The organism is Olsenella uli, from assembly GCF_901212675.1.
GTDB lineage: Bacteria > Actinomycetota > Coriobacteriia > Coriobacteriales > Atopobiaceae > Parolsenella > Parolsenella uli_B.
This window is the reverse complement of sequence record NZ_CAAKOQ010000049.1, coordinates 89,369-103,483: the sequence shown is the minus strand read 5'-3', so window position 1 is coordinate 103,483 and position 14,115 is coordinate 89,369. Positions and strand designations below refer to the sequence as shown.

The following is a 14,115-nucleotide window of genomic DNA, read 5'->3' as shown; positions in this document are numbered from 1 at the left end:
CGGCGCGGTCTTCACGACCGCGCCGCCCGCCTCGTGGCTTGCGCAGCGGCCAAGCCGTCCCCGACTGTGCAGGCACCGCATACGGGGCCGCTCATTTTGCCGCAGGAGCGATTGAATTGGGCGTCGCGTCGCCCCCACGCGCCCCGTCTTGCGAAACTATCGAGTTTGCTGCAGTTCAAGCACGACTTCTCAAGTAGCTGAGATAACCGCAATCAATTTACCTGCATGTTTACGATCCGCAAGTGGCCGTGTACTCGAGGTCTCGCGATTGGACTGCAGCAAACTCGATAGTTTTGCTTGCGGCAGCCCCACCATGGGCGGAATCGCAAGGCCGACAAGCCGCGCCGGCCCAGAATCCCGGCCCTCCAACCAGCAACCCGCCCCTCTGTTCGCAATATATTTGGAATTGGTTTCCATTTTCTATTGACACCGCTCATACAGTGGTTAAGATTCGGAATCGGTTTTCGTTTTCATACACAGAGACGGCCGACTGCTCCACGGTCACCCCCATGCGAAACGAGGACGCCAGCAACTCACGATTCCGAATCGACGGAGGCGGTTCGCTGCCCTACGATACGTCCTGAGACATTCGTCGAGGGAGCAGGACATGGGCAGGCAAGCAGCAGACACGGACAGGCGCCAGACGCACGCCCACACCACCTACAAGACCGAGCAGCGCCAGCTCGTGGCCACCTGCCTCGAGCAGAACGCCGACCGCTACCAGACGGTCGACGAGATCTTGGGGATCCTGCGCAGCCAGGGCTCCAACATCGGGCGCACCACGGTCTACCGCACGCTCGAGCGCCTCTCGCAGGAGGGCCAGGTCACCAAGGTGGTGGGCGCGCCGGGCTCATCGGCGTTCTATCGCCTGGCCACGCCGGACGACGCCGAGCAGGGCCAGCTGCTCTGCCTCGAGTGCGGGCGCGTCTTCCCGCTCGACTGCTCCATGCTTGCCAGCTTCGCAGACCATGTCTTCGAGCACCACGGCTTCGAGCTCGACAGCCGCCGCACGGTGCTCTGTGGGGTATGCGCGGACTGCCGCCGTTCCGAGGAGGAGAGCTCGGAAGGGACAGGGAATGACGGTCACGAAGATAGCGGCTCCCCATGCGTCGGCGGAGGAGACGAGAAGGCTTAGCGGCTGGTGGCAGGGGCTTGACGGGCATGCCCGCGGCGCGCTCGCCGCGCTTGCGGCGCTGCTCGCGGCCCTGCTCGCACTGGGGCTCGCGGGCTGCGGCGCAAAGGGGCCCGACACGGCCGCCGCGTCGGCGGCTGCCGCCCAGACGGACTCGGGCGCCAAGGTCAAGGTAGTCACGAGCTTCTACGCCATGGAGGACTTCGCCAAGAAGGTGGGCGGCGATGACATCGAGGTGACCAACCTCGTCCCCGCCGGCACCGAGCCGCACGACTGGGAGCCCGCCGCCGCCGACGTGCAGGCCATCCAGGACGCAGACCTCTTCGTCTACAACGGCGCCTCGATGGAGCACTGGGTCGACGACACGCTTTCCTCGCTCGGCGACAAGACGCCCGCTAGCGTCAAGGCCTCCGAGGGCATCGCCCTTCGCGTCGGCGAGGAGCCCGGTGAGGTCGACCCGCACGTGTGGCTCAACCCCGAGAACGCCAAGGCCGAGCTCGCCAACATCAAGGACGCGCTCGTGAAGGTCGACCCCGACCACAAGGCCGACTTCGAGGCCAACTACGAGAAGTACGCGGCCGAGTTCGACCAGCTCGACCAGGACTTCAAGGACAAGCTGGGCGCCGTGCCCAACAAGACCATCGTCGTCTCACACGAGGCGTTCGGCTACCTCTGCGACGCCTACGGCCTCACGCAGGTGCCCATCACCGGCATGGACGCCGAGGGCGAGCCCGACGCGCAGACCATGGCGAGCATCATCGACCAGGTGAAGTCGCAGAACATCAAGGTCATCTTCTCCGAGGACCTCGTGAGCCCCAAGGTGGCCAAGCAGATCGCCGACGCCACGGGCGCCACCTGCGAGGTGCTGAGCCCGATCGAGGGCCTCACCGACGAGCAGATAGCCCAGGGCGAGGACTACTTCAGCGTAATGGAGTCCAACCTCGACGAGCTCATGAAGGCGCTCTCCTGATGCGCGCCGCATCCCGCGCCACCGCACCAGCCGGGAGCGTCTGCCCCCCGGCCGGCACCGGCGCGTGCATACGGCTTGAGGGCGTCTGCTTCTCCTATGGGAGCCGGACCGTGCTCGACCGCGCGAGCCTCGAGGTGAGCGCGGGTGAGCTCGTTGTGCTCACGGGCGAGAACGGTGCCGGCAAGTCGACGGTGGTGCGCCTCGTGCTGGGCGAGCTCTCCCCCGCCGCCGGCACGGTGCGCGTGCTGGGCGAGAGGCCGGGCGTCGGATTTGACTGGCATCGCGTCGGCTACGTGCCGCAGGCGGCAGCGTCCGACTTCCGCAACTTCCCGGCAACGGTGCGCGAGGCGATCCAGGCCAGCTGCTCCGGACGCCGCCGCGGAGCCCGCGAGCGCGCGACCGTCGTCATGGGCGAGCTTGGCATCCGTGACCTCGGGCGCCACCTTCTGCGCGAGCTCTCGGGCGGCCAGCTGCAGCGCGTCCTTCTCGCCCGCGCCCTCGTGAACGAGCCGCAGGTACTGGTGCTCGACGAGCCCACGAGCGGCCTCGACGCCGAGAGCGCGGCGAGCTTCTCCGAGCTCATGTCGCGCGTGGTGGAGCGGCGTGGCATGGCCGTGCTGCTCGTGACCCACGACCTGCCGCGCCTCACGCTGCCGACCCACCACAGGGTGCTTCGCCTCGCCGACGGCTCCACGAGCGAGGTCCCCGAGCCCTGCGGAGCCCGAAGGGGACGACCCTAGTGTTTGCCTACGCATTCATGCAGCGCGCCTTCGTGGCGGGCGTCGTCCTGGGACTGGCCGTGCCGCTCGTGGGCGTGTTCATCGTGATGCGCCGCCTCTCCATGATTGGCGACGCCCTCTCGCACGCCTCGCTCGCGGGCGTGGCGGCGGGCCTCATTGCGGGCATAAACCCCGTGCTCGGGGCCACCGTCGCCGCGGTCGCGGCCGCCGGGTGCGTAGAGGTGATCCGAAGGCGCTTCGAGGCGCACGCCGAGCTCGCGATCGCCATCGTCATGGCCACGGGCGTGGGGCTCGCCGGCGTGCTCTCGGGCTTCGTGCCCAACGCGGCGAGCTTCTCGGGCTTTCTGTTCGGCAGCATCGTGACGGTGAGCGACGCCGAGCTCTGGGGCGTCGTCGGCGTGGGCGCGGCGGTCGTCGTCTGCTGCTGGGCGCTGCGCCGCCAGCTGCTGCTCGTGACGCTCGACGAGCGCGGGGCGCGCCTCTATGGCGTGTGCACCGGCGCGGTCAACGCGCTCTTCATCCTGTTCTGCGCCCTCGTGGTCTCGGTCGCCTCGCGGACGGTGGGCGCGCTCATCGTGAGCGCGATGATGGTCGTGCCCGTGGCCTGCGCGCTCGTGGTGGCGAGGAGCTGGCGGCAGCTCGTCGTCGTGGCCTGCGGCGTGGGCGTGGCTTCGAGCGCAGCAGGCCTGGCGGCCTCGTTCTACCTCGGCCTCAAGCCGGGCGGCGCGATCGTGCTCGTGAGCGTGGCCCTGCTCGCCCTGCTCGGGATCGGCAAGCGCGTGGCGGGCTCCCTCGCCGCCGCCCACCACTAGGGCCGCGCCGCAGAGAGTCCGCGGCCGCCGACGGGGCCCGGCTGTCAGAAGCCGCAGTTGAGCCCGAGAGGCCGCGGCCGCCCAAGCCTCCGCGCCTCTCGTCCGGCCCCCTCCCCAAGCATCCCGCTCACAGCGAACGTGCGTAAAACCGAGAAAAACAGGCCATCTCAAGCCTTTTTTCTCGGTTTTACGCACGTTCGCTTGGGTGGGATGGGATGGCAGCCATCCCCCCATCCGACAGGAAACAGCCTCCCTTCCGCCGTCTGGCAGAGGGGAGGCCGCGAAGAAGTCTTGCTATTACGGTCGCTACGCTTGAGGCGAACCGAGATCCCCTACTCGTCGCGCAGGGTCGCGTACATCACGGCCTTGATCGAGTGCATGCGGTTCTCGGCCTCGTCGAAGACCACCGAGCTCGGTCCCTCGAAGACCTCGTCGGTGACCTCCATCTCGGAAAGGCCGAACTTTTCGTGTACCTCCACGGCCGTCGAGGTGTTGAGGTCGTGGAAGCTCGGCAGGCAGTGCATGAAGATGGCGTCGTCGGCGGCCTTGGCCATCGCGGCGGCGTTCACCTGGTAGGGCGAGAGCAGCTCGATGCGCTGAGCCCAGAGCTCGGCCGGCTCGCCCATCGAGAGCCAGATGTCGGTGTAGACCACGTCGGCACCGGCAAGACCCTCGTCGAGGTCCTCGGTGAGCGTAATCGTGGAGCCCGTCTCGGCCGCCACCGCGCGGCACGTCTCGACCAGCTCGGGCGTCGGCATGAGCGAGGCCGGCCCGCACGCGCAGAAGTCGACGCCCAGCTTGGCGCAGACCACCATGAGCGAGTCGCCCACGTTGTTGCCGGCGTCGCCCATGAACGTGAGCTTGAGGCCCTTGAGGCGGCCGAAGTGCTCGCGCACGGTGAGCATGTCGGCGAGCATCTGCGTGGGGTGGAACTCGGTGGTGAGGCCGTTCCACACGGGCACGCCCGACTTCTCGGCGATCTCCTCGACGATGGCCTGCGCGAACCCGCGGTACTCGATGCCGTCGTACATGCGCCCGAGCACGCGCGCCGTGTCCTCGATGGACTCCTTCTTGCCCATCTGCGAGCTCTTGGGGTCGAGGTAGGTGACGCCCATGCCGAGGTCCATCGCGCCCACCTCGAAGCTGCAGCGCGTGCGCGTGGAGGTCTTCTCGAACAGCAGCACGACGTTCTTGCCGTGCAGCCAGTCGTGCGGCTGGTGCGCGTGCTTCATGGCCTTGAGCTCGGCTGCGAGGTCGATGAGGTACTCGATCTCGGCCGAGGTGAAGTCGAGGAGCTTGAGGAAGCTCCGGCCGGAGAGATTGATGCCCTTGGCCGTCGCGGCCGCGTCTGCCTTGGTGTGGTCCATGGTGTCTCCCGTCCCGAGCCGGCGGGAGGGTGCCACAGGGCTCCTTGTCGCCGGTACATGCAATCGTTGAGCGAGTTTATACAAGTTTATGTATAGATTGTCTCGCTTCTTTGTGTTTCGTGATTATAGCGAGCTCAATTACGCGATTCAAGCGACAAGAGGGAAAGGTGCAGGGGATGAGGGGGCAGAGAAATGCGGGAGATGGGCAGGAGGTGGGTCAAGGAGAGGTGCGGGAGGCGGGCAGGAGGCAGGACGCAAAAGAGTGCGAAAAGGGAGCAAACCGCACCCGAGCGAGCGGCGGGGACGACGCGGAGACATCGTGCCCGAATCGCAAAAGACAGTAGCCCAACGCTCGGCCCCCAAAACCCACCCCGCACTCCAAAAAAGGCCAGCCCAGGCCGTGCGCGCCCATTCCTTACAAGCTCGTTACATTCGCAAGGCCGACCGTCGCCCACGCGACCCACATACTAATGATAAGGACGATGAGTAAGATTGTGATGCCCGAACCTGCCAGCCCGGCCCAGCCGGACCCCGGCGCGTGCGGGCATCACGCACGTTCGAGGACGAGGAGAATCTACTCGCATGGGAAACAGCAACGACACGCAGGCCACCACCGAGGAGCTCGACAGGAAGGCCGCGAAGTTCGCAGACGAGGTCGCGACGCCCGCCAAGGACGGCATGGGCGCGGAGGACCTCGGGCGCTCCAAGCGGAAGCGCGACTTCTCCTACACCCAGAACCGCGAGGTGAGCTGGCTGCGCTTCGACGACCGCGTGCTCGACGAGGCCTATGACAAGACCGTCCCGCTGTTCGAGCGCATCAAGTTCTGCGCCATCTTCCAGTCCAACATGGACGAGTGGTTCATGATTCGCGTGGGCGGCCTCTCCGACCTCGCCGAGCTCAAGCACCAGCCCGCCGACAACAAGTCCGACGAGACCCCGTCCGAGCAGCTCGACGTGCTCTTCAAGATGCTGCCCGACATGTACAAGCGCCGCGAGGAATGCCTCACGCACCTCGAGGGCAAGCTCGCCGACAAGGGCGTCGAGCGCGTCGTGCCGGCCGACTACACCGACGCCGACCGCGTGGCCGTCGAGCGCCGCTTCGAGTCGGCCCTCGCGCCCATCCTCTCGCCGATGATCGTCGACCCGCGCCACCCCTTCCCCAACCTGCGCAACGACGTCCTCTACGTCGTGTGCTCGCTTGACGGCGAGGGCGAGCAGGGCGTCCTCGGCGTCGTGGAGGTGCCGCCCACCGCGCAGCGCGTCGTGTGGCTGCCCGCCGGCGAGAACCGCGTGCGCTTCACGCTGGTCGAGGACGTCATCACCTCGATGCTCGACCGCCTCTTCGGCTCCTACGTCCCCACGAGCTCGGCCGTCGTGCGCGTGACGCGCAACGCCGACATCGACCCGGACGGCGAGGGCGTCGAGGAGGAGGAGGACTACCGCGAGCACATGAAGAAGGTGCTCAAGCGCCGCACGCGCCTGCAGCCCGTCCGCATGGAGCTCCAGGGCGAGCTCAGCGAGGACCTCGTGACCTTCGTGCGCAAGGAGCTCTCCCTCGAGAAGCGCCGTGTGTTCCGTCTCTCCACGCCGGCAGACCTCTCCTACATCTTCGCCATCGAGGGCAAGATTCCCGCGGCCCGCAAGACCGCGCTCACCTTCGCGCCCTTCGAGCCGCAGGAGTCGCCGATGGTGAAGGCCGGCGAACCGATGCGCCCGCAGGTCGAGGACCACGACGTCCTGCTCTGCTACCCGTATGAGGGCATGGGCCCGCTTCTTCGCCTGCTGCACGAGGCCGCCAACGACGACGACTGCATCTCCATCAAGATCACGCTCTACCGCGTGGCGCGCCACAGCCGCCTGTGCGAGAGCCTCGTGACTGCCGTCGAGAACGGCAAGGAGGTCACGGTCCTCATGGAGCTGCGCGCCCGCTTCGACGAGCAGAACAACATCGAGTGGGCCGACCGCCTCGAGGACGCCGGCTGCACCGTAATCTACGGGTCGGAGGGCTTCAAGTGCCACTCCAAGATCTGCCAGATCACCTACCACGACAGCCGTGGCATCAGCCGCATCACCTGCCTCGGCACCGGTAACTTCAACGAGAAGACGGCCCGCCTCTACAGTGACTTCATGCTGCTCACGGCGCACCCCGGCATCGCCGAGGACGGCAACGCCTTCTTCCGCAACCTCTCGCTCGGCAACCTCCGCGGCCAGTACAAGTTCCTGGGCGTGGCGCCGGTGGGCCTGAAGCCGCTCGTGATGCGCGGCATCGACCGCGAGATCAGCCGCGCCAAGGCCGGCCAGCCCGCGCAGGTCTTCATGAAGATGAACTCGCTCACCGACCGCGACGTCATCGACCGCCTCGCCCAGGCCAGCCGGGCCGGCGTCAAGGTCATCCTCATCGTGCGCGGCATCTGCTGCATGCTGCCGGGCGTCAAGGGACGCACGGAGGGCATCCAGATCCGCCAGATCGTGGGGCGCCTCCTCGAGCACGCGCGCGTCTACGCCTTTGGCTCCGAGGCCGACACCATCTACCTCTCGAGCGCCGACATGATGACGCGCAACACCGAGCGTCGCGTCGAGATCTGCTACCCGATCATCGACCCCACCTGCCGCGACATGGTCATCCAGTACATGGACCTACAGCTCGCCGACAACGTGAAGGCGCGCCAGCTCACGAGCAAGGGCACCTGGGCGCGCGTCGGGCGCGTCGAGGGCGTTCCCGAGATCAACTGCCAGGAGGTGCTCATCGCGGTGGCCTACGCCCGCGCCCGCTTGGCGCGCGGCATCGCGGACGACTCGGTGACGCTGTCGCCGGTGCTCGCGTCGCTGCCGCCCAAGGTGCTCGACGCCGTGCTCACCCGCAGCGGTTCGACGGGCCTCTCCACGAGCCTGCGCAAGATCGCCGGCCACCCGCTGGCGCAGCAGTCCATGGCCGCGGCCACCACGACCACGCCGGCCGCGCAGGCCGCGCCGGCCGTCGCTGCGCCGGCTTCCAAGCCCGCCGCCGAGGCCGAGCCCGCCAAGGACGAGCGCCCCGCCAAGCCCGCCAAGGGCAAGAAGGCCGCGAACGCCGCTGCTGCAGCCACCGCCGTCGAGGCGCCCGTCCCCGAGGCCAAGCCCGCCGAGGCCGCGCCGACGCAGGTGAGCCCGCACTACATCGAGATCGACCCGACGCCGACGCCCGAGGCCGACGAGCACACCCACGAGGCCGCCACGCAGCTCGCAAGGCGCGGCCACGGCCGCCTCGGCACCGCGCTCGCCCTCTTTGGCCTGGGCTTCAAGGCGCTCTTCGGCAAGGCCGAGAAGTAGGCCAGAGCCAGCGGGCAGCGCGCCGCACGTCCCGGGACCGCCCCGGCCACGCAGCCGTGGCCGGGGCGGTCCCGCCTTTTGCCGCACGCGTCGCCCCCCGACGCCGCCGACACGCCACCCATCGCCGCACAAGCTGTACACTCAGGCAATTCATCCGCAGATTCTCAAGAGACGCCGAGACGCCGCACGCAGAGGAGAACCCATGAGACTCACCATCGAGCGCATGACCTACGGCCCCGACGCCATCGCCCACGACGAGGCAGGCAAGACCGTCTTCGTCTCCGGCGCGGTGGCAGGCGACGTGGTCGAGGCCGAGCTCGTGAGCGACGGCGCCTCGTTCTCCAAGGCGCGCGCCACGAGCGTGGTCGAGCCCTCCCCCAACCGCGTGAGACCTACCTGGCCGCTCGCGCCCGCGCTTGGCTGCACGCCATGGGCCGCGCTCGCCTACCCCGCCCAGCTCGAGGCCAAGCACGCCAACGTGGTCGACGCCCTCGCGCGCGTGGGCCACCTCGCGGACGCCGACGAGCTCGTCGCGCCCTGCGAGGCGCCCGGCACGCCCTGGCACTACCGCAACAAGGCCGAGCTCGCCTACGTGAGGAACGGCCGTCATGCGGCCCTCGGCATGTACGCGCCCGACGGGCGCACCGTCGTCAAGGTCGACGAGTTTCCCCTGCTCGATGCGCCCGAGCGCGGCCGCGAGTCCAAGCTCGTCAAGAACGTCTCGGGCGCGCTCGCCTACCTCGCGGGCTCGCACGAGCTCGAGATCGAGCGGGTGGGCATCCGGCGGAGCAGCCGCACGGGCGACGTCGAGGTGGCCATCTGGACGCCCACCGGCGCCTTCCCGCGCGCCCAGGCCCGCCGCGTGCTCGAGGACGTCCACGCGAGCTCGATCGTGCGCGTCATGACCAAGGGCCCCCAGAAGGCACGCCGCGTGATTGGCGTGGAGCGGCTCTTTGGCGCGGGCAGCTGGAGCGAGCGCATCGCGGGCGGCACCATGCGCCTCTCGGCCCCGAGCTTCTTCCAGGTGAACACCGTCGGCGCCGAGCGCCTCGTCGAGCTCGTGCTCGCCGCGCTCGAGCCTGCCGAGAACGACGTCGCGATGGACCTCTACTCGGGGGCGGGCACCTTCACGCTGCCGCTCGCCCGCGCCTGCGACTTCGTCGACGCCGTGGAGTCCTACGGCCCGGCCGTGCGCGACCTGCGCCGCAACCTCGAGGATGCGGGCCTCGACAACGTGGAGGCCACGGGCGGCGACGCCGACCGGGAGTTTCCCGACGACGAGGCCGATGTCATCGTGGTGGACCCGCCGCGGGCGGGCCTGGCCGAGGACGTGGTGCGCAAGCTCTCCGAGCAGTCCGCCCGCGCCATCGCCTACGTGAGCTGCGACCCCGCGACGCTCGCGCGCGACCTGGCGCGCTTCCGGGAGGTCGGGACCTTCGAGCCCGTCTCAGTGACGCCCGTCGACCTCTTCCCGCAGACGTTCCACGTCGAGACGGTCACGAAGCTCGTGAGGAGCTAGTCCTCGACGTCGATGTCGCCGTAGAGCTCCCGCAGGTGCGCGGGCAGCATCTCGTAAGTGAAGCCGTGCGAGGCGAGCACGGCGTTGACCTCCTCGCTGGTCGGGGGCGCCACGCGCCCGCGGGCCCGCAGCTCCTCCCCCTCGCGCTCGAGCGCGTCGAACTCCGCCAGCGCCGCCACGGCTCCCGGGCCAAAGACATCCTCTGCCGCATCGAACAGGGTCATGACACCTCCTAGGCCAAACCGGGTGTCAAGGCGCCTGCGACCAGGTCGAGCGAGAAGCGCTCCCGCACGACCTCGCCACCCTGCTCGACTCGCGCCACCAGGAAGGCGTCGCGCGAGCCGTCCGAGGGAAGCCGCGTGAGGTCGAGCCGCACGGAGATGGTCCCCGCACATCCGTTGACCTCGCGCCTGTCGGTCCGGACGCGAACCGTGGAGCTCAGGCGCTCGCCCGAGGCGTCCTCGAAGCACACCTCGTAGAGCGCGGGGCAGACCTTGCCCGCCACCGCGTCGAGCTGCTGGATGTCGAGGGCCACGCGAGGCGCCGTGATGCTCCGCGAGGCACCGAGCAGCGCGATCCTGGCGGCGTGGGCCTCGACGTAGCCGCGCGAGCCGCGCCTGAGGTTGCGAAACCTGAGGACGGGCACGCAGAGCTCCTGAAGCGAGGTGCCGCCGTGAACGAAGGCCTCGCCGGCGCCGGGCTGGGCGACCCTCAGGTAGCCCCGTGGCGTGAAGCCCATGAGCGAGGAGGGCAGGTCCCCGCAGCCGCTCGCCCCCATGCGGACGCGCAGCAGGCTGTCCGAGCTCGAGCGGGGCGGGCGGGAGCAGCGACGCCATGCCCAGGCTCGTGATCGAGGGGAAGGGGGCCCCGCGGCCGGAGAGCTCGCAGATGCCGCGCGTCTGGCGCTCGAGCCGCTCCGCGAGCTCGTGGGCCACCTCGTAGCGCAGCGCATCGGAGATGATGACGACGACCGGACCCGCGCCGCGCCCGAGCAGCGGCTCGACCTCCTCGGCAAAGAAGCCCCCGAGCTGGGGGGGGCACCGTCGACGTGCCCCAAGCGAGCGAGGTCGCCCTGGACGGCGCTCGACCACGCGCTGCCGAGCCCCTCGAGAAACCAGCCCTTGTAGAGGCGCTCGGCCGAGGCGGCCAGGGCGCGGATCGCCTCGTCGAGCGCCGCGACCAGCTCGCCGCCCAGGTCGTCTCCGGACGAGACAGGAGGCCTGCGGACGCAGCGGGTGAGGTCGCAGACGAGCTGTCGGTACCAGGCGTCCACCTGGAAGAGCTCGCCCGCATAGCGCCCCCACAGCTCGGCGGCGGCTCCGCCCGCAAGCGCGCCCGGATGCGAGCGCCGGTAGAGCTCCATGCGGAGGCAGTTCGCAAGAATCCGCCGCTGGTGCAGCCTCATCGGCTCTCCTCCACCTCACGCGCTGTCGGGACGGCTGCGGCCGCCCCCTTGAGGCAAATAGTATATGTGCATGTGGAGGTTCTCGAAATCGGGACTCCTTCACGCGGGGGGGCACGCGCCCGCCGTAAGCGCAGCTCACGGCCGGCAGCGTGCTCGGCCCGACACAGATGGGCCGAGCGTGCCGCTAGAATGGAGGGAATTGCCGGCACCCTGCGCATATGACCTTGCGCATACGACCCCGCGCATACGACCAAGGAGGTCCCCATGTCACGCATTGCCATCCTGCTTGCCGACGGGTTCGAGACCATCGAGGCGCTCGCCCCCGCCGACGTCCTGCGCCGCGGCGGGCAGGACGTCTCGCTCGTCTCCATCAACGACGCGCCCCACGTCACCACCGCCCACAAGATCGGCATCGACTGCGACGCCACGCTGGGCGACTACGACTTCGCCTCCTGCGACCTCGTCGTCCTGCCCGGCGGCATGCCCGGCACGACCAACCTGCGCGCAAACGAGCGCGTCTGCGAGCTCGCCCGCGAGTTCATGGCCAGCAAGAAGCTGGGCGCCATCTGCGCCGCGCCCTCCATCCTGGCCGAGCTGGGGCTTCTCGAGGGACGCGTCGCCACGTGTTACCCCGGCTTCGAGGGCGCCTTCCCGGCGGGCGTGCGCCCCGAGGCCCTCGGCGTCTACACCGACGGCAACCTCGTGACGGCGTCGGGCCCGACGTTCGCGGTCGACTTCGGCCTGGAGCTGCTCGCGCTGCTTGCGGGCGACGAGGCCGCCGAGCGCGTGGCCGACGGCATGCTCGAGACCGACAAGGCGGAGTAGCGCATGGCGGACACGGTCTTTGGCCTGCCGGCACGCGTGGGCAGGCTCGTGCTTGCGAGCGGCTCGCCGAGGCGCGTCGAGCTCCTGCGCGAGGCTGGCTTCGACCCGGTGGTGGCGCCCCAGGACGTTGACGAGACGCCGCGAGCGGGCGAGGCCCCCGTCGCGCTCGTGGAGCGGCTCGCCCGCACGAAGGCGGCCTCAGCACTGGCGGGCGCGCGGGCGGGGGACGTCGTCGTGGCAGCTGACACCACGGTGTGGTTCCAGGGCGTCGACCTCGGCAAGCCCGTCGACGAGGCCGACGCGCGCCGCATGCTGCGCATGCTCTCGGGCCGCACGCACCACGTGTCGACGGGCGCATGCGTCGCGGTGGTGGGCGGCGAGGCAGACGGCTCCGCGGGCGGCGGGCACGGCCGCACGGCGACCGAGAATGTGACATATCATACGGAAGGAAATGTGACAGTGCGGGCGTTCGTCGAGACGACCGACGTCACGTTCTTCGAGCTCTCGGATGCAGACATCGAAGCCTACGTGGCCACGGGCGAGCCCGCCGACAAGGCCGGCGCCTACGGCATCCAGGGCCTCGGGCGCGCGCTCGTGAGCGGCATCTCGGGCGACTACTTCAACGTGGTGGGCCTGCCCGTCGCGCGGCTCCTTCGCGAGCTTGACGGCCTGCTCGCGGGGCCGCGGCCCTAGCGGCGCCGGACCGGCGAACGCGCAGACGACACTCGGCCCACAAACAAACCCCAGGCACGACGGCCCGCACGGGGCCGCGTGCACATACGGAGGGACAGATCATGAGCAAGGCACTCACGGGACAGCCCATGCCGGACGGCTCGAGGCAGCTCGGGGGCAGCACGGCGATGACGAGGGGGCAGGGTGCCCAGCCGCCCGCCAAGGCCATCTCCGACGTGTCGCAGATCCCGGGCGTCCGCATCGCCCACTACACCGACGAGGAGGCGGGCACCGGCTGCACCGTCATCGTGTGCCCCGCCGGCGCCACGGGCGGCGTCGACGTGCGCGGCGGCGCCCCGGCCACCCGCGAGACCGACCTCCTGCGCCCCGAGGAGACCGTCGACGTGCTGCACGCCGTGGTGCTCTCGGGCGGCAGCGCCTTTGGCCTCGCGGCCTCGTGCGGCGTGGCCGAGGAGCTCGAGCGGCGCGGCATCGGCCTCGACGTGCAGGTGGCCAAGGTGCCCATCGTCTCGGGCGCGTGCCTGTTCGACCTCGCCTTCGGCGACGCCTCCGTCCGTCCCACGGCGAAAAACGGCGCCGAGGCCGCGGCCGCCGCGCTCGACGACGCCCCCATGCCGCTGCCGCGCGGCAACGTGGGCGCGGGCTGCGGCTGTACCGTGGGCAAGCTGGGCGGCCCGGCCCTTGCCATGAAGTCGGGTCTCGGTACCGACGTGGAGCAGGCAGGCGCGCTCACCTGCGGCGCCATCGCGGCCGTGAACGCCTGCGGCAACGTCTACGACCCCGATTCCGGCGAGGCCATCGCCGGCATGCGGGCAAAGGACGGCTCGGGCGTGGTTGACGAGTGCGCCCTCGCGCTTGGGATGGCCGCACGCATGCCACTCGGCAACGGCGGCACCGGAGACGCCCAGCCGCCCGCGCGCACGGACGGCCCGGCGCCGCGCACCAACACCACCATCTCGTGCGTCATCACCAACGCCAAGCTCGACAAGGCCCAGGCCACGAAGGTGGCCCAGATGGCGGCCGATGCCTACGCGCACGCGATTCGCCCCACGCACACCACCAACGACGGCGACACCGTCTTCGTGATGGCGACGGGCGAGGTCGAGATGCCCGTTGACGTGGTGGGCATCCTCGCCACCCGCGCCCTCGAGCGCGCCATCGCCGACGGCGCCCGCACGGCCGAGACCTCGCACGGCCTGCCCGGCGCGGCGAGCCTGTAGGGCCGCGCGGCAGGGGCCTGAGCGAGCGCGGAGCCGTGCCACGCGCCGGACGCCGCCTCCGTCGCATCGCACCGCCGCCACCTCGACCTCACCCGAATCTCCCGGCGCCATCCCCTTGCCAGG

The 14,115-nt window shown here is 69.8% G+C and carries 11 protein-coding genes and 1 pseudogene; 9 read left to right on the top strand and 3 right to left on the bottom strand.

Going from position 1 to position 14,115, the window contains the following annotated elements; translation table 11 throughout:
• The first annotated feature begins 607 nt into the window (after positions 1 to 607).
• From EFAMC1_RS08505 to EFAMC1_RS08490, 4 genes are read left to right on the top strand one after another with little or no spacing between them, the layout of a single operon-like run.
• Positions 608 to 1,135 (top strand): Fur family transcriptional regulator, encoded by a 528-nt coding sequence (locus tag EFAMC1_RS08505; protein ID WP_154053852.1) that lies wholly within the window; start codon positions 608 to 610, stop codon positions 1,133 to 1,135.
• Entirely contained in the window at positions 1,077 to 2,102 is a 1,026-nt protein-coding gene (locus tag EFAMC1_RS08500; RefSeq protein ID WP_154053851.1) for a metal ABC transporter substrate-binding protein, read from the top strand. The genes EFAMC1_RS08505 and EFAMC1_RS08500 overlap by 59 nt, the downstream gene beginning before the upstream one ends.
• The gene (locus EFAMC1_RS08495; protein ID WP_154053850.1) at positions 2,102 to 2,842 is read left to right on the top strand and encodes a metal ABC transporter ATP-binding protein; all 741 of its coding nucleotides are present in this window, start codon (positions 2,102 to 2,104) and stop codon (positions 2,840 to 2,842) included. Before EFAMC1_RS08500 ends, EFAMC1_RS08495 begins: the two co-directional genes overlap by 1 nt.
• On the top strand, positions 2,842 to 3,654 hold the full coding sequence (locus EFAMC1_RS08490) for a metal ABC transporter permease (RefSeq protein ID WP_154053849.1): 813 nt from the start codon (positions 2,842 to 2,844) through the stop codon (positions 3,652 to 3,654). Before EFAMC1_RS08495 ends, EFAMC1_RS08490 begins: the two co-directional genes overlap by 1 nt.
• Before the next feature lie 332 nt (positions 3,655 to 3,986).
• On the opposite strand, the gene argF is transcribed toward EFAMC1_RS08490, so the two are convergent.
• Positions 3,987 to 5,021, bottom strand: a complete 1,035-nt coding sequence (gene argF / locus EFAMC1_RS08485; RefSeq protein ID WP_154053848.1) for an ornithine carbamoyltransferase — start codon at positions 5,019 to 5,021, stop codon at positions 3,987 to 3,989.
• A 582-nt stretch (positions 5,022 to 5,603) separates the two neighbouring features.
• Here argF and ppk1 point away from each other — a divergent pair.
• Complete coding sequence (gene ppk1, locus EFAMC1_RS08480) at positions 5,604 to 8,330, top strand: polyphosphate kinase 1 (protein ID WP_261981835.1); 2,727 nt, start codon at positions 5,604 to 5,606, stop codon at positions 8,328 to 8,330.
• 202 nt (positions 8,331 to 8,532) lie between these two features.
• A complete protein-coding gene (rlmD, locus tag EFAMC1_RS08475; protein WP_154053847.1) occupies positions 8,533 to 9,849 on the top strand; it encodes a 23S rRNA (uracil(1939)-C(5))-methyltransferase RlmD in 1,317 nt (438 codons plus the stop codon).
• On the opposite strand, the gene EFAMC1_RS11280 is transcribed toward rlmD, so the two are convergent.
• Complete coding sequence (locus EFAMC1_RS11280) at positions 9,846 to 10,073, bottom strand: hypothetical protein (protein WP_261981834.1); 228 nt, start codon at positions 10,071 to 10,073, stop codon at positions 9,846 to 9,848. The two genes, rlmD and EFAMC1_RS11280, sit on opposite strands and share 4 nt — an antisense overlap.
• Before the next feature lie 639 nt (positions 10,074 to 10,712).
• Positions 10,713 to 10,784: pseudogene (locus EFAMC1_RS11510) on the bottom strand (hypothetical protein); the annotation flags it as partial.
• Positions 10,785 to 11,518: 734 nt separating this feature from the next.
• On the opposite strand from EFAMC1_RS11510, the gene EFAMC1_RS08465 reads away from it, so the two are divergent.
• From EFAMC1_RS08465 to EFAMC1_RS08455, 3 genes are all read left to right on the top strand, one after another.
• Positions 11,519 to 12,079, top strand: a complete 561-nt coding sequence (locus EFAMC1_RS08465; RefSeq protein WP_154053846.1) for a DJ-1 family glyoxalase III — start codon at positions 11,519 to 11,521, stop codon at positions 12,077 to 12,079.
• A 3-nt stretch (positions 12,080 to 12,082) separates the two neighbouring features.
• On the top strand, positions 12,083 to 12,772 hold the full coding sequence (locus EFAMC1_RS08460) for a Maf family protein (RefSeq protein ID WP_154053845.1): 690 nt from the start codon (positions 12,083 to 12,085) through the stop codon (positions 12,770 to 12,772).
• Positions 12,773 to 12,939: 167 nt separating this feature from the next.
• Positions 12,940 to 13,992, top strand: coding sequence for a P1 family peptidase (locus EFAMC1_RS08455; RefSeq protein ID WP_154053860.1), 1,053 nt, complete (start codon positions 12,940 to 12,942; stop codon positions 13,990 to 13,992).
• Positions 13,993 to 14,115 lie beyond the last annotated feature (123 nt).